Source organism: Algoriphagus resistens (assembly GCF_001442615.1).
Taxonomy (GTDB): domain Bacteria; phylum Bacteroidota; class Bacteroidia; order Cytophagales; family Cyclobacteriaceae; genus Algoriphagus; species Algoriphagus resistens.
Genome location: NZ_LMXN01000002.1, coordinates 620,965 through 646,506 on the forward strand (window position 1 = coordinate 620,965; position 25,542 = coordinate 646,506).

Here is a 25,542-nt window from a genome sequence, read left to right on the forward strand (position 1 = left end):
ATGCAACCGGAACTTAGAGAACAAATAGAATTTGCACTGGACACCATCCGTCCGTATCTGGAAGCAGATGGAGGAAATGTCAGGATCATAGAGCTGACAGATGATATGGTTTTAAAGCTGGAATTACTGGGTTCATGTGGTTCTTGCCCCATGTCCACCATGACGCTGAAAGCCGGGGTAGAAGAAGCTATCAAGCGTGCGATTCCGGAAATCACACGTGTAGAAGCCGTCAATCTAACTGTAGCTTAATCAGAATTTGAATGAAAAAAGGTTTACGGTTTTTTGACAAAGCCTCTATGCTCCTATTCGGAGCGTTTTTTGTGTTTTCAACTGGCTTTACACAGCAATTTCAAACCTTTGACATCACAGATCAGCAAAACCAGGGCAACCCACATACCCACAGAGAAAAATGTGGGCATGTGCTTTTAGAACAAAAAATGGAAAAGGAATTGGGCTACTTCGGCTCAAAACCATTTTTTGAAAAATGGATAGATGACAAAATTGAGGACAAAACTCACCAACCTCAAATCCTGTCCAGAACCAATGCTGATCCAATTCTAATACCTGTAGTTGTCCACGTAGTTCATAATGGAAATACTCCCGGACAAGGCGCCAATGTACCCCTGTCCCAAATAGAGGAACAAATCAGAATATTAAACGAAGATTTTCAACGCCTAAATGCCGACGCTGCAAATACCCCTTCTGAATTTTTACCGGTCGCCGGACAGATCAATATAGAATTTGTGTTGGCCAAACAAGATCCTTCCGGACTCCCTACCGATGGGATAACCCGCACGGTTGGCCCAAAAGCATCCTATGACCCCAATACAGATGCAACGATTCTTGGGCAGCTTATTCAATGGGATCCAAATGAATACATGAATCTCTACGTGGCCCCGCTGGTCAGTCCCTACATAGGGTATGCCTCTTTCCCTGTATCTGATTTACCTGGGCTCAGCGAGTCAGCTTCCTCCTCGATTACAGATGGGATAGTTATTGACTATAGGTATTTTGGCATGGGAGGAAGTGCAGTATCTGCCTCAAGAGGAAGAACTGCCACCCACGAAGTAGGTCATTTCTTCGGTTTAAGACATATTTGGGGTGATGGAGGCTGTGGTGTGGATGATTTTGTTGCCGACACCCCTCTACAGGATAATTCAAATAATTCCTGCGGCGCGAATGCTTCCCGCTTTAGTTGTGATTCAAACGATATGATCCAAAATTTCATGGATTATACCCCTGATGCCTGTATGAATCTTTTTACAAAAGGACAGGTAGAGCGCTTTGAAGTGGTACTGGCAAATAGTCCCAGGAGAGTCACTTTGATCAACAACAGAGCCACCCAAGAGCCTGTGCTTGCTGAAAATGATCTAGCAATAGCCCGGATTATTGAACCTGGTGCCTTTGAATGCGATCCTTTGATCAATCCAGCCATCGAACTGCTCAATGCAGGGAAAAACGAATTGACCTCAGGGAGAGTTGAACTTAGAAGAAATGGAGAACTATTGGAATCCAGGCGATTCACCTTCAACCTGAAAACAGGTGAGGGCATAACCGTAAACTTTGAAGAGTTCTCACTTTTGTCAGGTGCCAATACCATAGAATTCAGAATTATTCAGGCAAATGATGCCACAGACAATAACGTCGACAATAACACGCGGAACATTTCTCCTGTTCAGGAGCAGGCTGTGGATCTGCCTTACTCGGAAAGCCTTACTTCATTCCCGTCACCATGGACTATTTCCAACCCTGACAATTTGATGACCTGGGAAAAGAGAACCTTAACAATTTCAGGCGCTTCGCAGGAGTTGGTTTATATCAGACATTACGAATACGAATCACCGGGACAGTTTGATTACTATATCTCCCCTATTATTGACCTGGCCAGCTATCCAAATGCCCAACTTGTATTTGAAATGGCTTATTCCCAGTACGATCAGTCAGGCTTTTCGGACAAATTGATCGTAGCCGTATCCCAGGACTGTGGTAACACCTTTGACTTGGTAAATGCGCCTTATAACAAGAGCGGACAACAGTTAGGGACAGCCACTACTACACTCGATGAATTTATCCCAACAGATGACAACCAATTCAGAACAGAACTGGTAAACCTTTCCGGGTTCTCCGATCTGGGCCAGGTGCGGCTGGCCTTTATCACGGAAAATGCCTATGGAAACAATATATATCTTCGAAATATCAGGATTCTGCCAAATGAAGAATATAATTATGATCTTAGTGTAGATGACATCATATCCCCTACGCCAATTTCAGACGGCACCAGTGAATCAGATACAGTCGCATTGACCAACCTCGGAAACCTTCCCCTTTCAGGTTTCTTATTTTCCACAACGGTCAACAATGCCGGAACTCAAACGTATACAGCCAGTGGCAGCACAGTGGCTGCAGGTGAAAGCTTTACTATCAGCACAGCAAATTCCACTTCGGAAGGAAAAAACAGTCTTAAGTTTGTAGCCTCATTGCCGAATTTCGATCAGAACGGAAACAATTCTGATAGCCTGACCCGCTATGTCATTGAAGATGCCACTACCATCCCTGTTCCCTGGAGGCAAAATTTCAATAACTCCGGTTCTCTTGATCCCTGGCAGACAGTCAATCCCGAATCGGATGCTGAGGCTTGGTCTATTGCCTCAATTACTTCAGGAGAAGGGCCTAATAACGCAGCAGCACTTACAACAAAAAGTAACAATCAAACCTATTGGCTGGGGACACCGGTTTTTGACCTTTCGGTGAGCCATCAAGCCAGTATATTCTTTGATTTAGCGGCGGGACAGGTTAGCCCTACTACCACGTTGAGCCTGCTGGCCAGTGCCAATGGGGGAAATGGGTACTCAGAAGTATGGGCTGTGAGTGGAGCAGAACTTTCTACGGTCTCCGTGGGAGAAGCCAATCCAAACAGTCCAGGGGATTATGTCAGGAAATTCATCAATCTCAGTGATTTTGCCGGGACAGGAAAGACTAAGGTAAGATTGGCATTTGTAGTGGAAGGTGGGGACCAATCCGATTCACCTGTTTATCTGGATAATATCGAACTCTTCTTAAACGCGAATCCCGAGCCGGTTATACCGGCAGTAGGTATGTCGCTATTGTATCCTAATCCGGCCCGGGAAGTAGTTAATATCGCTTTCAATCTGCCTGATTTTGAAGATGTGACCATTCAGGTGATCTCAAGTACGGGGGCGATAATCCATGAGGTTGAATATCCGGCTACGCTAAACCAGACTTATTCATTCAGCACCCAGCTCTTTTCCAAGGGTGTATTTATCGTGAAAATATCCAGCAATACAATACGGGAAACCAGAAGGTTGATCATTAACTAATGTGATTATCCTCAATGATGACGGTGTCCCTATTCTGTTTGGTTTACCGCCCGCTTGAGCGAAGTAACCTTGAGCCCATGTTTTTAGGATCCATGATGCTTTTATTGTTTTACTGGCAGAAAAGCGGAAATACAGAGTATTTAATCAAAAATAAGCCGAAGCAACCCTCTTCGGCTTATTTTTTGCCTATGGATTTCATCGGTTTTAGCGTAGTCCTTCTTTGTAAGGATTGAATTCCCTCTTATCTTTAACTATTAAAATTTCTCAGGTATTTCATCCAACATCCCTTTTGAAAAAGATATTAATTAACCTCCTTGTGATTATCGGAATTTCCCTTTTACTGGGGTTCCTTTTTTTGAAAATATACCTTCCTATGTACACAAATCATGGGGAGTCGGTCTCAGTTCCTGATCTATCCGGCTATACCTACGACGAAGGTGTTGAAATTTTAGAACGGGCAAACTTACAGTATGAAGTTTCGCTCGATTCAGGGTTCAATACAGATCTTAAGACTTTTGCTATTCTGAAGCAAATCCCGGAAGCAAATTCCCAGGTAAAGAGCGGTAAAAAGGTTTACCTTACCTTAAATGCAAAGAATCCTCCGATGCTAAAAATGCCAAATCTGGTCAATACTCACCTGAAGAACGTACAGGAGATTTTGGCCAATATGGGATTAGAGCGGGGCGATATCGTTTATGTGCCGGATATTGCGAGCAACGTAGTGTTAGAGCAAAAATATAGAGGTGTTAATGTCCCAGAAGGATTCGAGATCCCTAAAGGAGCAAGAGTCGATCTGGTAGTAGGTGATGGAATGGGCAATCAAATCCTGGCGGTACCTGACCTGAAAGGCATGGATGAAGTCGAGGCTGAATTCCTGATCTTGGGATCTAGCTTAAGAGTCGGCAATAAATACTATCTTGACACAGATTCTGTGAGTGCAGGACAGGTTTTGAGACAAACTCCACAGCCTTCCACCCAAGTGAAAACCGGTGAATTGATTGATCTTTGGATAGCTAAGGATAATTTTTAAGCTACATGCTAAAAAAGCTCCATATTCTTCGACTGGCCGGGCTGATTGCAGCTCTTGCCACATCGACACTGGCCTATGGTCAATTAGTGGAGTTTGCTCCTATTCAGCATCAAAAAATAAAAGCCCATAGTCTCCAGGAACAGAATTCACGGATTTTAGAAGGTAATACTCTTCCCTTTTGGGATGATTTTTCCCAGGGAATAGACACCTTGAAATGGACTGTTTCAGGGGCTTCCTACACAGAAACCATTGGGATAAATGCCCCATCAATAGGAATGGTACTGCTGGATGGAGTGGATGCAAATGGCAATCCTTACTCTTTATCGCAGCGTGATCAGGGAGAAACGGATTACCTTACTTCCAAACCTTTTGACCTGGGTACTTTGAACCCGTCCGACAGTGAAAGTCTTTATTTAAGCTTCTTTTGGGAAGCTGCGGGAAGAGCCGAACTTCCGGATGAAAGTGATCAGCTAACTTTACAGATTCTGGATCCTGAAGGTAGTTGGATGACTGTCTGGAGCCAGCTCGGCGGTGTGGAACTTGATAAGGACACCTTCACCCAGGAAACCATCCAGATTATCCCGGCGTGGCAGCATGCAGCATTCCAGTTTCGGTTCTTTGCCCAAGGCAGACAATCTGGCCCATTTGACAGTTGGTTGATAGACTACATCTACCTAAACGATGGCCGTACCGCCACTGATCTGGACTACCTTGACCGAAGCCTGACACGGACAAACGAATTACGGATCGGGAATTATGGAGCCTATCCATTTGCCCTGTTGGAAGCAAATCAAGAAGGGCTGTGGAGCACTGTGAAAAATGAATTCTATAATCTGGAAAATCGCTTTCGCGCTATGGAGTATTCCATAGTCATCAGCGACTCTTCTACACCTACCCCCATCAATCTCAACACCCCCTTCAATCCCGTTCCCAATGCACTGGAGCGTAGGGTATTTGAAAGCAGGGAAGTTGATGAAATCCCTGTCCCGAAGAATGAGACTACCCTGGAGATTATCTCTGCAATTACCTCAGGGGACGGATTGCTTTACGAAGTCGTGGAAGGGGATACAACTTTTTTCACCACAGTAAATTATGAGTTGAATGATACGGTGAGGACATCATTCCCCCTTTTGGACTTTTTTGCCTATGACAATGGTTCTGCTGATTATGCTGCCGGGATCAATCAACGCTCCGGGCAGCTGGCTGTGCACTATAACACACCGGAAGAAGTTTACCTCAAGGGAATTTCTATCAATTTCACCAACCCAAAGCAAGCCAATCAGGCGGTGGATATCAATGTATGGAAAGAGTTGGACAAGCCCCCGATTTTCACCAGGGAAGATCTCATTGCCGTGAAGGAAGCAGGGCAAGAGTTTCTTTATTATTCCCTTGACACCAATCTGAAAGTGGACGGAGATTTTTATATAGGCTTCACCCAATTCACCAATGATTTCCTCCATGTGGGGCTGGATAAGGTTAATGACACTGGGGACAAACTGTTTTACAACGTAGTAGGCACCTGGGTCCAAAATGAGGAAATCCGTGGTTCGCTGATGATCAGGCCGCACATCAGCATGGATGCGCCTTTTGAAGAGGTGCCGGCAGAAGAGGGAGGCATCAGGATTTATCCCAATCCTGTAGAGACGCTACTCAACCTTGAAGGGGAATTTAGTGAAGCCAGAGTCTTTGATTCTTTCGGAAGAGAGATTTTTCTTGAGCGTCAACTTTCATCCAAGGGAGAAATTGTTAATTTTAATGGACAGCGTCCCGGGATATATGTGCTCAACCTGACCACTGAATCCGGAATGCAATCGTATAGAGTTTTAGTTAAATAAGCATATGGAAGACATAACTGTAGAAGACCTGAAATCCAGATTGGATAACAATGAAAAATTCGTGTTTATAGACGTTCGCGAAGAATGGGAATACGATGATGACAACTTGGGAGCAAAAAATATCCCTTTGGCGGATTTGCCCACCAGACTTGACGAGTTGGAGGAATATAAAGATACTGAAATAGTAGTTCACTGTCGCTCGGGGGCAAGGAGTATGAATGCCAAGAAATTTCTTGAATCCAAGGGATTCTCCAAGGTCCGCAATACCACGGGCGGAATTTTAGCTTACCGTAATTTATAATAGAGACTCCCTACGGGGAGTTTTTTTTATGGCCAGACGGAATCTCGCATGGTAAATAACCATCCCTCTGTGTGTCATTTTCGACATGCTCGATTTGTTTACCTGATTATAAATGGCTCAGGAGAAAAGCAAAGAATGAAAACCACAATTGCCAGTAGGCCCAATAGCTTTCTTTTTCCATCCAGCTCCTTATAGCCTGAGACTTCCGGATGCCTTAATCCCATTATTCTGCCCAGCAAGAAGCCATACAGCAACCAGCCTTGATACCCCTGTATGCCGGGAATGGTATACGCCAGAACATACTGCACGGCAGCAATGCCCAACGCAAGGGTTATCCTGGTCTGCACGCTTAGGCCAGACTTCGTAAAACAGATAAACAGGAACCCTACGTATAATGGAATCCAGAGCATCAAATCCTCTATAGGCGCATAGGGGCTGATTATACCAAGACCTGCATATCCGATGAACAAAATATACGCTACCAGGGAGACCTCTTTATGATGCCTTGGAAAAAGTCCGAAAATCACATGACCTCCGTCCAGCTGACCGATCGGAAGTAAGTTCAACGCTGTGAAAAACAAGGCTAGAAATCCCGCAAACAGATAGGGATAGTGCATCACTTCGGACATGGGCGGCAGGCGTTCAGGATCAGCGAACACTTCTCCCAGCCCCCAGAAAAGCAGGTTATTTCCCAATTCAAAACCAAGCGCCCCTTCTTCCGGAGTATAGTCAGGATCGGCATATTCCGGATGTATAGTATGGATGTAATCCAGTTCTGGTAAAGAGGAAAAACCATATACAAGTACTCCAACAGCAAGCACAAAACCAGCCAGTGGTCCGGCAATGCCTATATCAAAGAATTTCTTTCTGCTGTTGACAAAGCCTTTCATCTGGATCACCGCTCCAAATGTTCCGATGGATGGCATACCTATAAATCCCAACCAGCCGGGAATAAAAAAGGGCAGGGTACATTTCACCTTATGATAAATAGCAGTGAAAAAATGCCCTAGCTCATGAACAAGCAAAATCCCCAGGAAAGGAACGGAGTAGGCCAGCGATTTCCAGAAGTATTCCCAGGTGAGGACACTCTCCGCTACTCCTAAAACTGATTTGCCATAAACCAATTCTGCTCCCGCCAAGGTGGTACAAATCAGTGTAGCGAGAAACAGGATTCCGTGACGTAGGTATTCTTTAGTACTATACATTCTTAAAATAATCGAAAATAACTTCGGGTCCGGTCACATGCACTGCCTGAATCCCCACTGCTTTAGCTCCTTCTACATTGGCTGGTAGATCATCAAAAAATATCACGCGGTCACCTGAAGTGCCTAAGTCAACAAGCATTTTCTCATAGATTTCCAGGGATGGTTTGGACAGGCCCATTTCATGACTGAAGAACACCCAGTCAAAAATCGGATCGAAATTTTCTAACCCATGCTCATTTTTTAAAATACTGTTTACCGCTTGAATATGTATAGAATTGGTATTGCTCAATACGCCTACTTGAAAATTTTCTCTCAATTTCGAAATTAATTCCAGTCTTTCTGAAGGAATTTTCAGCAGCAGATTGTTCCATAATTCATCCACTTTTCCATCACTCCAATCCTGCTGAAAATAGGCTCTGACCTCTTGTCTAAACCTATCCGAATCCATTCTTCCAACCTCATAATCCTTATGAAAATCAGTCAGATAAAAGCCATCTACCTTATGATGAAAGTCGGTGGAGATTTCCTGTTTGATAAGCTGGATAGCCCGCTGGTAATCAATATCAATGATGACATTGCCTAAATCAAAAATCAAAAAGTCAGCATCAGGTGCATTTTTCATTTAGAATATGGGTTGTGTATTTGCATTCAAATATGTAACATTGCAGTCCCAAAACCAAGGTTTAAGGCGAATACAAGCTAAAACCTGAGGTTTTTATAGTAAAGGGCCTATAGCTCATTCGGTTAGAGCAACTGACTCATAATCAGTAGGTGCCTGGTTCGATTCCAGGTGGGCCCACGAAACGTAAAAAACCGCTGATATCAGCGGTTTTTTTTATTTTATCATCCCCCTCTTACTTACAAATCCCATTTTAGGTTTCGTAGGGGATGTCAAAGTAGATCTTATTGCCCATCAATATCCGATGATCAACGATGTTGGCCCAGTAGAAAGGATAAGGATGGCCTCCTTAAAGGAAATTGCCGCCATGAAGTTCAATGCCATCTTCCAAAACGGATCAAGACTTAAAGATTATGTAGATATTTCCTGCTTACTTATTTTAATCCCTCTCCAAAAGCTTTTGATAGCCTACGAGCAAGAATACCCCGACGTAAGCGGTGCAATAGCTCAAAAAGCATTAGTTTATTTTGAAGACATAGATTTCTCTGTTCCTCTTGAGTACATGCCTAAATTTAACCTCAAGTGGAGAGAAATTAAAAGCCAACTCGATAAGGCAGCACAACAACCCAACAATACTATCCAAATAAATCAGAAAAAATACGGGATGAACCGGATCAGGGCAAGACTTAAAAACACCAATCAATCCTGGATTGCCTCCGTTATCCTAGTGTTGAACCTGGTCAAATTGGCCGGGGTGGCACTGGCATGCCTGGGGTTTTCAGCAGGCCCTAAACAACCTTGTAATTCCAACAGAATGGCTGTATCTTTACAATAAATTTACTGCCATGGAGAATTCACTTAAAACAACTCGGTTTAAAACTAGAGATAGCATTAATAAGGCAAAACTCCGAAAAAGGAATATTCGAAAATGGTCTTTAGATGCAGATGGTAAAACATTTACTTGGTCAAATAGGCTTGAAAGGGTCCAAGTGATTCGCGAAGGTATTCCTTATGGTTCATTAGAAATCCTCAGTAAAAAAATAAATAGCCCTGTTAAAGTGGTTCTCAATATTATTGGGGTACCACAAACCACCTATAATAAAAAAAAGAGTAGCCATTCTCTTTTGGATAGCAGAGACAGTGAACTTGTTCTGCGCATATCCGAACTTATTGATTTTGGAATTGACGTTTTCAATAATGAAGAAGAAAAGTTTCAACGATGGTTAAACAAACCCAACCTTTCATTAAGGGGAGTTCCTCCAATAAAATTCTTTGATACAATCAGCGGTATAAACGAGGTAACATTTTGTTTGAACAGAATTGAATACGGGAATTTTGCCTAATGAAACTTTACAGAATTGAACGCAGGAAATATCTTAAAACAACTTTAACGGGGATTGGGGCATCAAAATCAAAAGGTTTCAGATGGAATAGTGAAAACACACGACTTGTATACACAGCAGAGACCAGAGCGCTTGCAATGCTAGAAGTTTCAGTCCATTTAGATATTAGTGAAGATTTACCAAATGACAGATATTTTGTTGAAATAGAAGTACCTGATGATATACCCGCACTTGAAGTAGAATTAGCAGATTTACCCGAAAAATGGGATTCAAAACCACCATTGCTAATAACCCAAATAATTGGGGACGATTTTGTTCTAAATAATGAAGCCGCAGTCCTTAAAGTTCCTAGCTGTATTGTACCTCAGGAATATAATTACCTAATAAATCCTCTTCATCCTGATTTTAAAAGGATTAAAGTGATTCGCCAAACTCAAATGAAATTTGATGAAAGATTAAAAAAATAGAACAATACAGACTATAGTGATCCTAAGGGGACAACCCGCAATATGAATATATTTACTTTGGGACACTACCCCAAAAAGTGATTTGGTTGAAGAAAATTTTCGCTTAAACAGAAACCACCTAAAATGCTACAAAAAGACACTGTATCGTCCTGAAATAGCTTGAACTTTAATATCCCTTTTATAGATTTTTTTTTTGACCCCAAAACCTATTTCTATTTATTTTCGCTCTGTATCTTCTTGCTTGCAATAAAACCTGTTTGGATTTGCCTCATAACTTTTTCAATGGACTGCGATAGATGGAAAAACAGTGGTGGCCAGGCAGATATTCAGGCATTTTTACACTCTGCCAGGTAATCATGATGGATCAAATTCATATTGAATGATGCTCAGAAATAGCGGCTCGAAGTGAGTGGGCAAGGCTAATGTAGCGCATCTTTGCCACCTCATGATTTACGCTAACCTATTCATTTACAGCCAACTAATATAAATCCACTCCAAAACAAATGAAAAATCAAAAAAATGGACTTTTGTTACTTTATGGAAAGGGCATATTATGCGGACAGCTTTTTGGTTAGCTTATCTATCTGCTTTTGTATCAGCTCTTTTTCCTTTTCGGACTTGCAGGTACGGTGTGCCTCTGCCAAATATTTGCCGGCCTGACCTACGTCAACCTCTTTATACAATTCAGCCAAAAGGACATGGTAAAAATGATCTACCTTTAAATCCAGTTTTTTGGCTTCTTTGATTGCAGGCCTGTTCCCATGGAATTTTGAGAATGCCATATCCTGTTTAGGGCCACAACCGGGGAATGGTTCGCTGACAACAATAGATCATACAGTTTCAAAATGCTTTGCCCCTTGTCGGGATTGTCATTATCCACCGTATGCCAATAGGCGATGCTTGCCTCCAGGTAATACGTTGATGTAATTTCCAACATCCTATTAAACAATCCCTTGCACAGCAGGAGATTTAGGACAGTATATGAATAAATCCATGTGCAATATCAGATTAGGCTAAACCAGGCATAGAACTTCTGCCCCTCCTTGCTTTTTACTTTTATCAGCAGCATCCATAAAGGCATAGATTTCCAAGGTTTCAGTATAGTCAACCGGTGAAATGTGGGTTCTAAAGAACCGTGCGATTTGCATTGCCAAGGCTTCATAGCCGTCAAAGGAACCCAGTGTAAGATTGCCCTCTGTTCCGAAGGAAGTCCCACCATACTCATGTACACCTGTACGCATTCCCCTAAAAGTCCCGATTCTTCCATCAGCCCATTTTCCGACCACTATGTCCGCGTCATGGCTATAAATCCTCCTGACAGATTCACATCCGGGTCCCATCACAGTAAAAAGCATTTCCACGCCATGAATCCCATACCAGAACAAGTCACTATGGCTAGCTTCTATTCCTGCCGGACTAAATGTATCACAACCGATAATTTTGCCGATTGCCTTTTCATTCCGAACAGCATTCACATTTTGCTGATAACGCAGGGAAGAGGAAGAAAATACAGGAATTCCCCTGTCCATTGCCTCAGAATAAATCGTTTTGACTTCTTTATAATTAGCCGCAACAGGCTTATCAATAAATAGAGGTTTATTAGCTTTAAAAACCTTTCTTGCCTGCTCGAGGTGAAGGGTCCCATCATTGCTTTCAAGAAGAACGACATCTGTTTCTTCAAGGAGCTCCTCAATGGAATTTGCAATTCTTACTCCCATACCCTGGACAGCCTGTGTATATTCCGGAATCCTCTTCATACTCACTGGGATTTTCCTACTGCCAAAAGGATAAGCTGAAACCACTTTGAATCCCTCAAATTCTTTTTTGGGATTTTCGGCATTAAACAATCCAGTGAATGCCACTGCATGGGAAGTATCCAGACCAATGATACCAATCCTGACCGGAGAATTTCCGAAGTGGGGAATTGAACTTAAGTCCAATCCCGCCCCAACCCCGAAAACCGCAGATTTCTTCAAAAACCTTCTTCTCGATAAATCCATAAAGCCATTATCCTGTACCATACGGGTAACTGATTATAATTAGTATATGCATCAAACACTTGCTTATTACTTACGGCCTGAATGACCAAAGGTCCGTGCCCCTTCGGAAGAAAAGCGTTCCCTGCTTATCCATGACTAGTAAACCTGCTTTATTGGAAAGTTCGGTAATGACCATTGACTCAGGGTCAATCTTGAACAGCTTCTTATTATCTGTTCCATATATGTAGCCATCTGGATGTTGTATGAGAAAAGCACTTCTCCAGATGTGGCTTTTAAACTCTGGAAATTCATACATTTTATGTGTATTGACCACCTTCCTGCCTATCGGGTCGAACTTAAAAAGAGTCCCATCTCCCATCCCCCATATATTACCGTCAGGACCTTTAATAAAACCTGTTAATGCTGAGGCACCTGAAATAGGGACAGTCTGAAAGAGGGTATTTCCGTTTTCCGGATCCCATCCAACCAAAACCGCTTCCGTAGTAGTAGGCTTCACCCCAAGCCCACCGGAAATAGTAGTACCGACCAAAACGTATCCATCAGTATAAATAATACCTGATATAGCCTGTGAGCCAACCGGACTGGGATGACTTTTTAGTTCGTTGCCGTTAAGATCGTAGGTGATTAAGGCGCCCCCAAGTTTACCATATTCAGGGATCATACCAAAAACCACCATCCCCTTTTCAGGGATACTGGCCTGGGCAAATGACCTGCTCTGGTCAAGGATTTGTCCAAGCATTCTAGGATTTCCACCTTTGGGATCCCACGGAAAATTGCTGTCATATTCATAGAATTTACCTTTCGGATAAACCCCAAAATAAATCTTTTCCCCTAGATAGGACATCCCTTCAGTCTGATCCAATCCCGGCAGAAATCTATGCTCTCCGCTTATTGGATTATAGGTAGCATTTCCCCCTGCCAGGTATCCACCAGACCAAATGTTCCCATCCGGACCATACATTAAAGACTGAATCGGAATAGGTTGACCTGGCACCTTTAATTTAGTCTTGTCCAGCCGCCTGGTTTTCGGGTCATATTTAATCAGATTCTTACCGGAGGTCAATGCATATACTTCCCCTTTTGTTCCCACGCTGAAAGCGTTGGCCGTACCAACGTCTTCTCCCAAAACCTCGGCATTAGCTTCCGGAAAGGCGGGGTTAAAGTTTTTTAAAGAACCCCCTGAAGTGTAATAAACGGCATCCCCACCAGGAACCCCTGTAATTGCGCGCATGTCCATCTTTTTTATTTCCTGTTCAAATTCCCCTGATCTCAGATTATAAACCAGCGTCACACTGCCATTGGTCAGCAAAACGAATAACCTGTCTTCCCCGTCTATGCCAGGAACGATTTCCAGCCCATACACGAATTCATAGTCTTGGTATTTTTCTGGAAGAATATCCCTCTTTTCCCCTGTTTTGGGATTGATTTCAATCAGATGTGCATTGGAACCCACTCCGGCATAAACCATTTCAGTTTTAGGGTAATAGGCTATGCTTCTCACATAATTCTCATCTTCGACCAAAGGTCCCTTACCTACATCGGAAAATCCATCGGCGGGATGGTACCTAAACACCCGACATCCGGGATAAGTAGCCCCGAAAACCTCAGCATCTTTGCCTGCCGTAAGATTCCACAGGTAAGTCTCCCCTTCGAGTGCCACCCCCAGATCCTTCACTTCCGCGGTTCCGGGTTTATGGGAAAACATCGTACCATCAGCTCCGGGGACATAAAGTGTACCATCTGAAGCCTGGGCCATATCCCATGCACCATCTGCCTCTCCCAAAGGAAGATCTGTGAGTAAGTCTTTGGTTTCAACATCATAGCCAAGCAGGTGGGCAGGTTCCCCCCTTACCACCGTATAAACCAATTCCCTACCCTCCTCATCCTTTACAAAAGCACTGCCCTGTATCATTGAGGCAAATAATTGGGGACCATGATTTTTAAACTGGGTTGTATCCACCTGGCAAACCCCAGGTATAGCCGGAAACAGAAGAATAAATAGCGCAGCGGGTTTTAAAAGTGATTTCATTAGTTTAGAATTTATCGTTGAGTAAAAACTCCCTTACAAATGAGTCATCATTCAGGGCAGGATAATCTTGATGTACACGCTGGATTTCTTCCAACTGACCCGCAGATAAGCGCTCATCTGGATTTAGACAATGCGTGGTGCCGAGCAGGCCTTGGTGTTTAAGCATGGTATGCATACCCGGAATACAGCCATGAAACTGATGGGATGGGTCAAACATAGCTGCGTTTACATCCGTAACAGCAACACCTTTGGAGAGGAGTCTTGCCCAGTCCTCACCACTTCCCTGGGCTTTGCAATGCCTGACTTCTTCCAAGAGGCTTACTGCCTTTTGGGTCCATACTGCCCAATGTCCCAGCAGTCCTCCCACAAAACCTTTTTCAACCAGCTTCCCGGAAACGGTAAACTTATAGTCGGTCAATAAATCCGCTACGATATTATCGTCATTGCCGGTGTACATGGCAATATCATCTACCCTTGAACTGTTGCATACAGCCCGCATCACATCCAAGGTCTGATAGCGGTTGAATGAAGCACATTTTATTGCCACCACATTGTTGATTTCAGCGAACTGTCTCCAGAAACCATAACTGAAAACCCGTCCTCCAACTGAGGGCTGCAGGTAAAATCCAAAAACAGGAATCACAGCAGCCACCTGGCGCACCCTATCCAATAGTTCCTTTTCTGTCCAGCCCTGCAACCCTCCCATACTGAGCAATCCCAGTTCATAGCCGTATCCCAAAGCCATTTTCGCCTCAGATACCGCCTGCCTGGTTTTTCCACAGATACCAGCAATTTTCAGGAAAGGACGGTCCGGAATTGCTCCATCAATCTCCTCTGATGCCCATTTTAGCACTGTTTCGTACAGGTTGTGTCTGGGATCCCGTATTTCAAATTGGGTAGAATGCACGCCTACTGCGATTCCTCCTACCCCGCTGGCTATATAATACCTAGTCAGTTGCCTTTGCCTTCGCTCATCAATGGATCTGTCCTGGTCTAAAGCGAGTGGATGTGCAGGAATTACGGTTCCTCGAAGCAGATGTTGATACAATTCTTTGCTTAATTCCTTCATCAAAACCTCCCTCCTCTCTGCTGAAAATGTGTAGGCTTACCAAAGTCATCACCACCTTGAAGCAGCCAGTTGGCAGTGATTTCCACCATCTCCCCCGGAGTGGTTTTAGGATAACCGAACAAGCGGTGGCATTCTGAAGCATTGCTCAACAATGCAGTCCCAACAGGCTCATTGATGAACTTCGGCACTTTGTTGAAAATTGTTCCAAACTCCGAGGCAATCCAGTGAAGGGAAAGAATTTCCGGCCCGGTAACATTCAGCAGTTTTGCAGGTGCGGTGGTGTGCAAAAGCGCTCTTAGTGCTATTTCATTGGCATCTTTTTGCCAGATAACATTCACATTAGCGGTACTTAGATCAATTTCCTTTTCGTGGAAAACAGCTTTGGCCATTTCCAGCAAAATCCCATACCGAAAGTCCACCGCATAGTTTAGCCTATAGATCAACATAGGCGTTTTGTTTGCTTTAGAGAAATACTCAAAAACCCTTTCCCTTCCTAGGCAGGACTGTGCATATTCCCCTATAGGCTCCGGTGCGGTCTTCTCTGTTGCCCCGCCTGAAGAGATAGGCACAAAGGGCAGCACATTTCCTGATGAAAACACGACCAGCCTTGAATTTTTGAATTTCTCCGAAACCCTCCCCGGTAAATAGGCATTCATTGCCCAGGTAAATCCCTCATTCCCTGTGGTTCCAAATTTGTGGCCTGCCAGGTAAATAATATTCTGCACCTGGGGCAACTTCCGGAGTTCGCCATCATTGAGCAGGTCACAGGAAATAGTTTCAACCCCTGCATCTTGTAATGACTTCATTGCCCCTGCATCTGAAAACCTGGATACACCATATACCCGTTTCTCCAATCCTGCGGCTTTAATGGCATCTACGGCAAGCTTACCCATGCTTGGCCCCATTTTTCCTCCTATTCCCAGCAACATGATATCCCCTTCTACCCGGGCCATATCTTCAATCAGTGCCTCTGATGGAATAGTCAGTTCTTTTTCTATTTCCCTTAAATTTTTCATTGTTATCGGTTTATATTTTTATTCTAGTTGATAAAAAGTGCCTTGAAATTCCAGCTGGCCAAAGCGATCAGCAGCAGCAGGCCGATTCCGCCTGAGGCCTTTGCAAAAGGGGTATTGGCCCGCTCCCCCATTAGCTGCCTGTCATTGGCAACCACATACATGGCTCCCCCGATGAAAGGGACAAGGAAAATGGTCACACTTTGGGCAAAGATGATCAGCTCCAGAGGGAGCTTGCCAAAAGCCAGTGAGATGCCTGCGCCACAGACCATGACCAGGGCGATCAAGCTTCTGACCTTTCCCGAGCTCAATCCGCTGCCAAACCCCATGGCGTCGCCCAACAAACTTCCCCCGACTGTGGCATTTCCAATAAGTGATGAAAATGAGGCACCGAACAGGCCGGCCAAGAACAGATAAGCTGCGGCTGAACCGAACAGTGGCTCCAGAGCTTTGGACATTTCAGACGCCGAATTGACCTGGATTCCCTGTGGGTATAAAATCGCGGCTGCGCAAATGATCACCACAGCACTCATCAACCCCAACAGGACAATTCCTGTGATACTGGTATTTTTGTCAGTATTTCCTCCTTTGCTCTTGTTTCTCTCCTGGACGAGATAGGATTGGTAAAATGCCCCCACAATTGAAAAGCATGAAGCAACAAAAGCAATCATAATAGCTTCCGAACCAATAGGAACATTGGGAACCAATCCACTGCCGATGGCTGAGAAATCCGGTTTAATCAATACCGCAGTGGTCAGGAATGAAAGCAGCATCAAACCGACCAGACCAATCATCAACTTTTCCAGCGTCTTATAAAAACTCCTGAAAAACAACAAGCTCATCCCAACCAGGTTAAACACTAAAACCCAAACCCAGCTGGAAGTTCCGGTTGCTTCCGCAACAGCGATACCCACCCCTATGGAGTTCCCCGCCTGAAAGGAGGTAGTTACCAAGAACACACCCATCCCTATGGTGATCCCTACTGTCCTGCCCCACTTTTTTCTTATCTGGGACAGTAAGGTCTCCTGGCTGCTCAGGCCGATCCTTGCCCCCATATCGGTAAAAACCAGCATAAAAAATATAGCCACCACGACCAACCATAAGGTGCTATACCCATATAAGGCCCCCAATTTTGAAGTAATGGTCATCTTGCTAGGCCCGAAGACCAAGGCCGCAGTGATGATACCCGGACCAAGGCTCTTGAGCCCACTGATCATTTTTTCCACCTGTTTGCTCATCTGTTTTGTTCAATAAAATCCGGATCGATTCTTTGCATATTTTCTGACCATTCACCACGGACATAATTGAGGATTTCAGCTACTTGCCTGTTGTCCAAAAACGCAAAGCTTGGCATCTGTTGCCCGCTCTCGGAGGATTCTGAGCCCTTCAGCACGAGTCCAACCAAAGCGGAAGGGTCTCCCGTGATCAATCGGGAGTCTTTTAAGGAAGGGAATATCTCAGGAATACCACTTCCATCCTCCTTGTGACAGGAAGCACAGTAACTTAAGTAGAGCTCACTGCCACTCAACAATGGCCCTTGTTGTGCTTTCACCGGGCTGAGCGGCGAGGTAGATGTTTCGTCCGAACGGCTTATTTTTAAGATTTTGTCATCGCCGTCCAAGGGAAACCCGGGCTGGGGATTCCAGTCGAGGTTACTGGTGCTCAGATAGATTTCCCCCTCACTACCTGTCACGATATCTCGAAGCCTACCATAGCGGTTTTCAAACAGAATTTCTTCTGAGATGATATCGTCCCCTTTTTCGTTTAATGAAAGTACTCTGAGGCTCTTCCCCTTTAGGGTAGTCAACAATAAAGAATTAGTCCATTCCGGTATAGCCTTGTTCCCATAATAAGTCAATCCTGCAGGGGCGATTACCGGCGTCCAGGAACGCAAAGGCTCTAACGTGTTATGTATGCGGGCAAAATCCCGCTCCTCATCCAGATCCTCTTTTCCCTCTATGTTAGGCCAGCCATAATTTCCGCCCTTCCGGATCAGGTTTACCTCATCTTCAATTGCATCTCCATGTTCAGAGGTATAGAGCATTCCATTGGAAGAAAACACCAGCCCCTGCATATTCCTAAATCCCATCGACCACACATAGCTATTGGGATTAGGGTTGTCCTTAGGAATGCTTCCATCTTGATTGATTCTAAGGATTTTCCCGTTCAGGGATTGGGGATTCTGTGCATTCGAGAAATCATGTATATCCCCGGTAGCCCAATACAATTTATTATCCGGTCCAAAATCCAGTCTAGAGCCATTGTGGGATGTCCCACCTTCGATTTCCAATAGTACAAATGGTTGGATTAGCGTATCGTTATGGTATGTATATCGAATGAGACGGCTAACAATCCCACTGCCTTGTTTTAAAGTATAGTTGAGGTAAACATGTGGAAATCCCATGAAATCAGGATGTACTGTCATCCCCAATAAGCCAGAGGTTCGCTCTTGCCAGACATCAGGAAGCGTCAAAAGATGTTTCAAAGAACCTGTCTTTAGGTTCATCAGGGAAACTTTGCCCTTTTGTTCAGCGATCCACAAATTCCCAAGTCCGTCAACCTCCAGGTCCCAAGGGACCTCCAGCCCAGAGGCCAGCACCTCTACTTTCAGACGCGATGAATCCAGATAAACCATATCAAGACGATCCAGTTCACGATCCTTCTCCTGCCTGCAGCCCGTTAACAGGTACAGACCCAGCAATACTCTCCCCAGTACCGACCTGTTAATTTCCATGGACATTAAAGATTAGTTCAGGTTTGGAAAACTGTCCATCCATATGTGCGGGAAGCCTATAGACATTTCCAGAACGGTCAGAAAAATAGAGTGTAGAAACTGATTTTTCCCGTCCATGCCCATCGGCCCAAAAGGCATAAAACCCCTCATTGGCATTCACTGGTTTCCGGGCATAGGAATGATTGTGGCTACTGTTACGGGTGAGCTTTCTACTGGTCCAGTTTTTACCTTGGTCTACACTGGTCCAGAGCACCATCTCACCTCCGGTGTTATATTTTTGAGGACCAGCGTCAGTGGGCCCAATTATCCTCCATGTCCCCTGGCTATCAATGTAAAGGGATCCCATATCGTAATTATTATCAGAGGAAGTTACTGGCAGGATTTCCCACTCATTACCGGTAAATCTTGCTGTATGCCAGGTTCTTGGTCCATTTTCAGGTCCAGCTTCATACCCCTTACTGGTCAGGTATAGAATCACAGGCCTATTTTGGCTATCAAATTCCAGGTCATTGATGTAAACCAATAATCCCTCGGACTGGTAATCCCTCACCAATGCCATATTTTGAACATCCTTAAGAGGAATAGTTAGCCGATCACCACTTGCATTTGTCCAGATTTCCCCAAAATCATCCGTCTGCAGGTAATATAGATTCGTCCTATAGTTGAGCCCATTGCCCTCCTTGACGAAAGGGTGAAAATTAAAGGATGTCCCAAGCAGGTTACCTGACTGCCCACTGGTCTGATAGTGCCCCTCCTCAATCCTGGCAATATCCTGCCACTCAGAATACGAGCTCCCATCCGTGCTGGTCATAAAACCAATCGTTCTTCTGGGCTTTTCCTGCTGTCCGGGTATCACTCCGGTCTGGTAATGGGTGAATAAATTGATGAATCCCTTGTCGGGTTGATACCAACTTTGGAGATAGGAAAAATTATCCATTGGGACTGTTTCGCCCTGCTCGATTTTAGTGGCAAACACAGCTTCAAACTCAGAAATATCATAGGGTTGTGTGCTCTTGTGGATATAAGAAGGCCGCAATGTTCCATTAGATGTAGAGAAAATCCAGATATAGCCCTCCTTGTCAATGTTCATGACAGGGTTGTCATGGGCATTATCCGTTTGTTTATCCATGACCAGTGTTGGTCTGGGAACCTGACCTGTCGTATGGTCAAAGTAGGACACCATGTGGTATAGGGTTTTCCCCTCCGAATCTGCTCCCCCATAGCAAAAAAAAGTCTTGTTTACCTTTTCTGCATACACCGAAAAGGGGTAATGATTTGCCGGATAGGTAGCTAAACCGCCACCGTATTTATAGATATACTCATTTTCAGAGGGCTCATTGCTATACCAAATCCCGCTGTACCCCGTTTCTTTCAGGTTGGGCGTACTTATAGATTGGGCAAGTGAAGTGTTTACCAGGAGGATGATAATAAGACAGCATACCCCCGATCTGTGTAGTAGAGTTGACATTTGATAGTTTTCTTAATTCACTGATTTTCCTTATCTCAAATCAGCACATGGTAGCAAAGAATCCCCAGCCACCCCAAAAATCTGGGGTGGTAGCTAGAGAATAGAGATATGGATAGTAGTTTTTCCGGATCAATATCCCGGATTCTGTACGATCAGACCGGGATTAATATCTATCTGACTTTGAGGTATCGGAAATAACAAGTGGTGGGCTTGGATACCTTTTGAGGAAAGTACATTCAATGCCTCATCAGTCCTGACCAGATCAAACCAGCGGTGTCCCTCAAAGGCAAGTTCCACTCTTCGCTCATTGGCAACTGCCGCTCTGAAATCCTGCTGGGTGGCCAACACGTATGCGGGGTCTGGGCCTGAACTACTCATCATAGGTAGGCCTGCTCTTGACCGGATCTGGTTGAGCAGTAAAAAGGCCTCCCCATCCGGCTGAAAGGAAATCTCATTGAGCGCTTCGGCATACATCAGTAACACATCGGCATAGCGTAAAACTATCCAGTTATTGTCACTGTCCAGGTAAGCGGCAGGAGTTCCCGAATACTTCAGGATAAAATTATGTTCCACTTCATCCCCGTTTAGCTGATAGGAAGTGGCCATTGAAAATTCTTTTCTGGCATCCCCAATGCTGTAGGCAGCTTCCATATCCGCGGTAGGAATATTCTGCCCCAATGGATTGCCAACGGAGACCACTGCCTTTCCTGATCCTATTGGGGCAAACTGATTGGTAAAGGGACTTCCTTCCCCGTTTGAACTGCTACTAAACTGTACTTCAAAGATGGATTCAGCATTATTTTCATTCGTTGGCCCGAAAATATCCCCGTAAGAGTCCATTAACCGATAGCCAGTTTCCCCTGAAGCATCGGTTAATTCCCTGAGTTTTTGTGAAGCAGCCGTCCACTCTTTTCTGGTAAGATAAACTTTACCCAGTAAGGCCATGGCGGCGCCTCGTGTTGCCCTGCCCACGTCAGCATTGCCATAAGAGAAAGGAAGACTTGCTTCGGCATCACCCAAATCAGCTATAATCTGTTCATATACTTCCTGTTTAGGATTTCTGCCGAAAGTATAGCCTTGCTCAGGATTGGTAATCACCTGTAACACCAAAGGAACATCCCCATAGATCCTGACCAGGTTAAAATACAACAAAGCCCGAAGGAATTTGGCCTCGCCTGTGTAGCGTGCTTTGAGTGCGTCATCCATTTCTACAGAGGCGATTTTATCAATTACAATATTTGCGGCCTGGATTCCCTGATAATGCGCATTCCAGGTAGTGCTGCTGATGGAATTGACCGCGTCATTGGTGAAGTCATCCACAGCCTGCAGGTTTGCGCCAGCATTAGGGTTTGTGATTTCAGTATTGTCTGATCTGAGCTCCCCGATTACGTGCATGGAAGAGTAATAGGTTCCACCATATTGGAGCGACCCGTAAACTGCCGTAAGGGCATTTTCCAAATCAGAAGCGGTCTTGTAAAAATTAGTACTGTTTCCCTGGGAAATAGGTGCCAAATCCAGGAAATCACTGTTGCATGCGCTGAGTCCCATCAGGAGCAAAGCACCAACCAATTTATATTTTAGTTTGTTATTCATAAGATAATCCGTTTAGAAGCCAATAGTTAAACCCAACATGTATGTCCTCGCCAGAGGATATCCACCGGCATCAACACCTGGCACAAGTGGGTTTCCTCCCTGTGCCGAAACTTCTGGGTTGAATCCCTCATATTTGGTAAAGGTGTAGGCATTTTGAACGGTGAAATTCAACCGTGCATTGGAAACCTTTATACGCTCCAGAATAGTTGCCGGGAAGGTATATCCTATAGTAATGTTTCTGATCCTTAAGAATGATCCGTCCTCTACAAACTGCGAAGTCACGTTGTTTACCACATTACTTCCTGCGTAGGCATTAAAATTCCTATCAATCATCGGTGAGGTCCCATCTCCCCGATCAGTCTCGGATTTCCATCCATTTGACGCACTTCGAAGGACATTGTAAGACCCGGCATAATTGCCATAATATCTTCTGGCCAGGTTGAGTACCTCAAATCCCTGTACCCCTTGCAGGGTAAAAGAAAAATCCACATTCCGGAATGAAAACCTATTTGTCATCCCATAGGTAAAATCAGGAAAAGGATCCCCTAAAATCGTTCTGTCATCAGTATTGATAATCCCGTCACCATTGATATCGGCAAATTTCAATCTCCCCGGAATGGACTGAACAGTTCCATCGCCGTTCAATACTACCGCACTGTTTTCAACATCTTCCTGATTTTGATAAACGCCGATTACCTGATAACCATAAAAACTTCCCGGGACAGAACCGATCTGTGTAATATGTGTTGGTGAAGAGGAGGAAGTTGCCTGTCTGGAAATAATCGGCGACCCGTCTGGGCCCAATGCCATCACCTCAATCTGATTAAAAGCAATATTAAAATCTGTTGTCCAGGTAAAATCAGACACCAGGTTTCTGCTGGTCAGGGTAAATTCTATCCCCTTGTTCTTAATCTCCCCGATATTCTGCAGTGCATTGGTATACCCAGTAAGGGTTGGCACCGGAACATTCAACAATAAATCAGAAGTACGTTTGATGTAATAATCTGCTGCCAGGTAAATCCTATTTTGGAATACACCTGACTCCAACCCAAAATCCAGCTGTTTGTTTTTCTCCCATCCCAACGTGGAGTTGGGTACATTCGCCAATCTTATTCCGTTGCTGATGCTGGTACCCAGTGGATAATTCTCTATGGCCGTAAGACCGATTGCGCCATAGTTTGAAATAAAATTATTACCTGTAAGACCGTAACTGGCCCGCAGCCTAAGTTCCGACAACCAGCTTACCTGGTTCAGAAAATCCTCTTCAGAAAGTCTCCATCCAAGTGATAGGGAGGGAAATGCCCCCCATCTGTTATCTGATCCGAACCTGGATGAACCATCCTGTCGGAAAGTTGCCGTTAAAAGATAACGGTCATCATAATTGTAATTCAATCGTGCAAGAAAGGACAACAATGACCACTCTTCCTCGGTATTGAGCGCCCGGGTTATCAATCCTGCAGCATTTGTTGTTTTAATATTGTCATTCGCAAAATTTGTTCCTGTGATCTGACTGGCCTCGAGTTTCTCTTTTTGGATAGTATATCCAAGAACGGCATCAAAAGTATGTTTGCCCAACGTTTTCCCATAGCTTAGCGTAAATTCTGAAAGCCAGTTTACCGTCTGTGCCGTATTATTGGATCCCACCGCAGGCCGTGTAAGATTGACACTGTTTGGATTGATAATGGAAGAGCTGAAAATATCCTCTCTAAAGCTTCGAATATCAGTACCTACCAAAGCTTTGAACTTAAGATCATCGATCAGACTAATTTCTGTGAATGCCGTGCCCAGCAATCTCAGGTTTTTTTGCTGATGAAAATATTCCCGGGCTATTTTGACCGGGTTGTCAACCTCCGAGGTACCAATTCCCTGTCCGGTTATTTTGGTATAGTTGCCATCTGAATCGTAGGGGGTCAAATGAGGACCTGCCGTGATTGCAGACTGGATTATCCCTCCCCCCTGCCAGTTTCCTTCGGCCAGTGACTGGTTGGAAAAAGTATAGGATGGAGTAATGTTCACACCCACTTTTACCCGCTCATTCATCTGGGATTCCACGTTTACCCTAAAGGAGTACCGTTTCAAATCAGAATTTATGATCACCCCTTCTTGCTCCAAATATCCTGCGGATACGAAATACCTGGTTTTTGCATTTCCCCCAGAAAAGTTAAGGCGGTAATCGCTCATACGTGCGGTCCGGAAAATAGCATCTTGCCAGTTTGTGCCTTCGCCCAGACTTTGTGGATTTTCAAACCCCTCAGGAATCAGGTACATGACATTCTGAATTCTATTAGCGTTGGGATCTGAGGCAGATCTGCCTGGTCCAGAATTCACCCATGCATTATTTCTGGCTTCATTGATATAAGTTGCAAACTCGGATGCATTCAGCACATCCAATGTCTTTTCTACCTGCTGAAACCCGGAACTCACATTCAACTCAATTTTTGCCTGTCCTTCCTTTCCCGATTTTGTTGTGATCAGCACCACGCCATTGGATCCCCTTGAGCCATAAATAGCAGTGGCAGAAGCGTCTTTTAATACCTGGATATTATCAATGTCTGCAGGATTAATGGTATTGAGCGGGTTATTCCGCTGATCAAAATCATTGGTTACCGGAAATCCATCAACAACATATAAAGGCTCGTTACCGGCACTTAATGAACCTGCCCCCCGGATACGGACAGAAGCCCCTCCACCGGGAGCGCCTGTTGCCTGGGTTACCACCACACCTGCCAATCTACCGGCGATTGCCTGGTCAATGCTTACTACCGGCTGATCCTTGAGTTCCTCGGATTCTATGGCGCTGACTGCTCCGGTAATGTCTTTCTTTTTAACGGTACCGTACCCAACCACTACAAATTCATCCAGGGAATTCTCCTCCTCCACCATTACCACCTCCAGTACAAAATCCGAATTGACCAGGATTTCTTTTCGTTCATAACCGATAAATGAAAACAGCAGAGTCTGTCCCGGATCAACCTCTATCGAGAAGCTGCCATCCAGTTCGGTCACGGTTCCTTCGCTTGTACCCTTCACCAAAACAGAAACACCGGGCATTGGCACACCAAACGAATCTTTTACCGTACCCCTAATAATCTCTCCATCTGATCTCTTCACAAACAAAGAATTATCCTGGGTTGGTTTTCTGATCACACTGATCGCATTATTAACCTGTTTGAACCTAAGTTCTGTCTGTGAAGCGATGTAATACAGGTGATTTTCTACGCTTTCATATTCTTCTAAATAAGAAATAGCCGAGTCTGGCCTGATCGCCTCATAGGTATAAAAGAATTTGAATTCCGTCTTTTTCTCAATTTCATTAAAAAACTTGACCAAAGACCTGGGATGTTTTTCCAGTTTTAGAAACACTTTATCAATACTTTTTACCTGTGCTTTTGAGGTGTTGGCCAATAGTGGATTGATAGAAATGCAGAGCAGGGCAATCCCTCTGGCCAGTAGCTTAATAGACATGACTATTAATGGTAATATTTTTTTCATATGTTT

The 25,542-nt window shown here is 44.3% G+C and carries 20 protein-coding genes and 1 tRNA gene; 9 read left to right on the top strand and 12 right to left on the bottom strand.

The window, feature by feature from the left end:
* From AS141_RS05875 to AS141_RS05895, 5 genes are all read left to right on the top strand, one after another.
* Positions 1-249 carry a NifU family protein gene (locus AS141_RS05875; protein WP_057936686.1) on the top strand — a complete coding sequence of 83 codons (249 nt, stop codon included), beginning with the start codon at positions 1-3 and terminating at the stop codon, positions 247-249.
* Positions 250-260: 11 nt separating this feature from the next.
* Entirely contained in the window at positions 261-3,338 is a 3,078-nt protein-coding gene (locus AS141_RS05880) for a M43 family zinc metalloprotease (RefSeq protein ID WP_232424828.1), read from the top strand.
* 373 nt (positions 3,339-3,711) lie between these two features.
* Entirely contained in the window at positions 3,712-4,368 is a 657-nt protein-coding gene (locus AS141_RS05885; RefSeq protein ID WP_198293498.1) for a PASTA domain-containing protein, read from the top strand.
* A 5-nt stretch (positions 4,369-4,373) separates the two neighbouring features.
* A complete protein-coding gene (locus AS141_RS05890; RefSeq protein WP_057936687.1) occupies positions 4,374-6,203 on the top strand; it encodes a T9SS type A sorting domain-containing protein in 1,830 nt (609 codons plus the stop codon).
* 4 nt (positions 6,204-6,207) lie between these two features.
* Positions 6,208-6,504: a rhodanese-like domain-containing protein gene (locus tag AS141_RS05895; RefSeq protein ID WP_057936688.1), complete on the top strand. Its 297-nt coding sequence runs from the start codon at positions 6,208-6,210 to the stop codon at positions 6,502-6,504.
* A 98-nt stretch (positions 6,505-6,602) separates the two neighbouring features.
* Here AS141_RS05895 and AS141_RS05900 read toward each other — a convergent pair whose 3' ends face one another.
* Together AS141_RS05900 and AS141_RS05905 are read right to left on the bottom strand one after the other, a co-directional pair.
* Entirely contained in the window at positions 6,603-7,709 is a 1,107-nt protein-coding gene (locus tag AS141_RS05900; protein ID WP_057936689.1) for a site-2 protease family protein, read from the bottom strand.
* Positions 7,702-8,331: an HAD family hydrolase gene (locus AS141_RS05905; protein WP_057936690.1), complete on the bottom strand. Its 630-nt coding sequence runs from the start codon at positions 8,329-8,331 to the stop codon at positions 7,702-7,704. The genes AS141_RS05900 and AS141_RS05905 overlap by 8 nt, the downstream gene beginning before the upstream one ends.
* A gap of 103 nt (positions 8,332-8,434) precedes the next feature.
* On the opposite strand from AS141_RS05905, the gene AS141_RS05910 reads away from it, so the two are divergent.
* From AS141_RS05910 to AS141_RS05925, 4 genes are all read left to right on the top strand, one after another.
* A tRNA-Ile gene (locus tag AS141_RS05910) sits at positions 8,435-8,508 on the top strand.
* 124 nt (positions 8,509-8,632) lie between these two features.
* Entirely contained in the window at positions 8,633-9,163 is a 531-nt protein-coding gene (locus AS141_RS05915) for a nucleotidyl transferase AbiEii/AbiGii toxin family protein (RefSeq protein WP_057936691.1), read from the top strand.
* Positions 9,164-9,173: 10 nt separating this feature from the next.
* Positions 9,174-9,671 carry a type II RES/Xre toxin-antitoxin system antitoxin gene (gene parS, locus AS141_RS05920; protein ID WP_057936692.1) on the top strand — a complete coding sequence of 166 codons (498 nt, stop codon included), beginning with the start codon at positions 9,174-9,176 and terminating at the stop codon, positions 9,669-9,671.
* Positions 9,671-10,138: an RES family NAD+ phosphorylase gene (locus tag AS141_RS05925; protein ID WP_057936693.1), complete on the top strand. Its 468-nt coding sequence runs from the start codon at positions 9,671-9,673 to the stop codon at positions 10,136-10,138. The genes parS and AS141_RS05925 overlap by 1 nt, the downstream gene beginning before the upstream one ends.
* A 551-nt stretch (positions 10,139-10,689) precedes the next feature.
* Here AS141_RS05925 and AS141_RS05930 read toward each other — a convergent pair.
* The 10 genes from AS141_RS05930 to AS141_RS05975 all read right to left on the bottom strand — a co-directional run bounded on the left by AS141_RS05930 (position 10,690) and on the right by AS141_RS05975 (position 25,536).
* Positions 10,690-10,920: a hypothetical protein gene (locus AS141_RS05930; RefSeq protein WP_057936694.1), complete on the bottom strand. Its 231-nt coding sequence runs from the start codon at positions 10,918-10,920 to the stop codon at positions 10,690-10,692.
* 231 nt (positions 10,921-11,151) lie between these two features.
* The gene (locus AS141_RS05935; RefSeq protein WP_057936695.1) at positions 11,152-12,159 is read right to left on the bottom strand and encodes a Gfo/Idh/MocA family protein; all 1,008 of its coding nucleotides are present in this window, start codon (positions 12,157-12,159) and stop codon (positions 11,152-11,154) included.
* 49 nt (positions 12,160-12,208) lie between these two features.
* Positions 12,209-14,167 carry a hypothetical protein gene (locus AS141_RS05940; RefSeq protein ID WP_232424829.1) on the bottom strand — a complete coding sequence of 653 codons (1,959 nt, stop codon included), beginning with the start codon at positions 14,165-14,167 and terminating at the stop codon, positions 12,209-12,211.
* A 4-nt stretch (positions 14,168-14,171) separates the two neighbouring features.
* Complete coding sequence (locus AS141_RS05945) at positions 14,172-15,236, bottom strand: dihydrodipicolinate synthase family protein (RefSeq protein ID WP_057936696.1); 1,065 nt, start codon at positions 15,234-15,236, stop codon at positions 14,172-14,174.
* The gene (locus tag AS141_RS05950; protein WP_057936697.1) at positions 15,236-16,252 is read right to left on the bottom strand and encodes an NAD-dependent epimerase/dehydratase family protein; all 1,017 of its coding nucleotides are present in this window, start codon (positions 16,250-16,252) and stop codon (positions 15,236-15,238) included. The genes AS141_RS05945 and AS141_RS05950 overlap by 1 nt, the downstream gene beginning before the upstream one ends.
* A gap of 23 nt (positions 16,253-16,275) precedes the next feature.
* Complete coding sequence (locus tag AS141_RS05955) at positions 16,276-17,487, bottom strand: Nramp family divalent metal transporter (RefSeq protein ID WP_232424830.1); 1,212 nt, start codon at positions 17,485-17,487, stop codon at positions 16,276-16,278.
* Entirely contained in the window at positions 17,484-18,983 is a 1,500-nt protein-coding gene (locus AS141_RS05960; protein ID WP_057936698.1) for a PQQ-dependent sugar dehydrogenase, read from the bottom strand. The genes AS141_RS05955 and AS141_RS05960 overlap by 4 nt, the downstream gene beginning before the upstream one ends.
* The gene (locus AS141_RS05965; RefSeq protein ID WP_057936699.1) at positions 18,973-20,451 is read right to left on the bottom strand and encodes a BNR-4 repeat-containing protein; all 1,479 of its coding nucleotides are present in this window, start codon (positions 20,449-20,451) and stop codon (positions 18,973-18,975) included. Before AS141_RS05965 ends, AS141_RS05960 begins: the two co-directional genes overlap by 11 nt.
* Before the next feature lie 129 nt (positions 20,452-20,580).
* Entirely contained in the window at positions 20,581-22,044 is a 1,464-nt protein-coding gene (locus tag AS141_RS05970) for a RagB/SusD family nutrient uptake outer membrane protein (RefSeq protein ID WP_057936700.1), read from the bottom strand.
* Between the two features lie 12 nt (positions 22,045-22,056).
* Complete coding sequence (locus tag AS141_RS05975) at positions 22,057-25,536, bottom strand: SusC/RagA family TonB-linked outer membrane protein (RefSeq protein ID WP_232424831.1); 3,480 nt, start codon at positions 25,534-25,536, stop codon at positions 22,057-22,059.
* Positions 25,537-25,542: the final 6 nt, after the last annotated feature.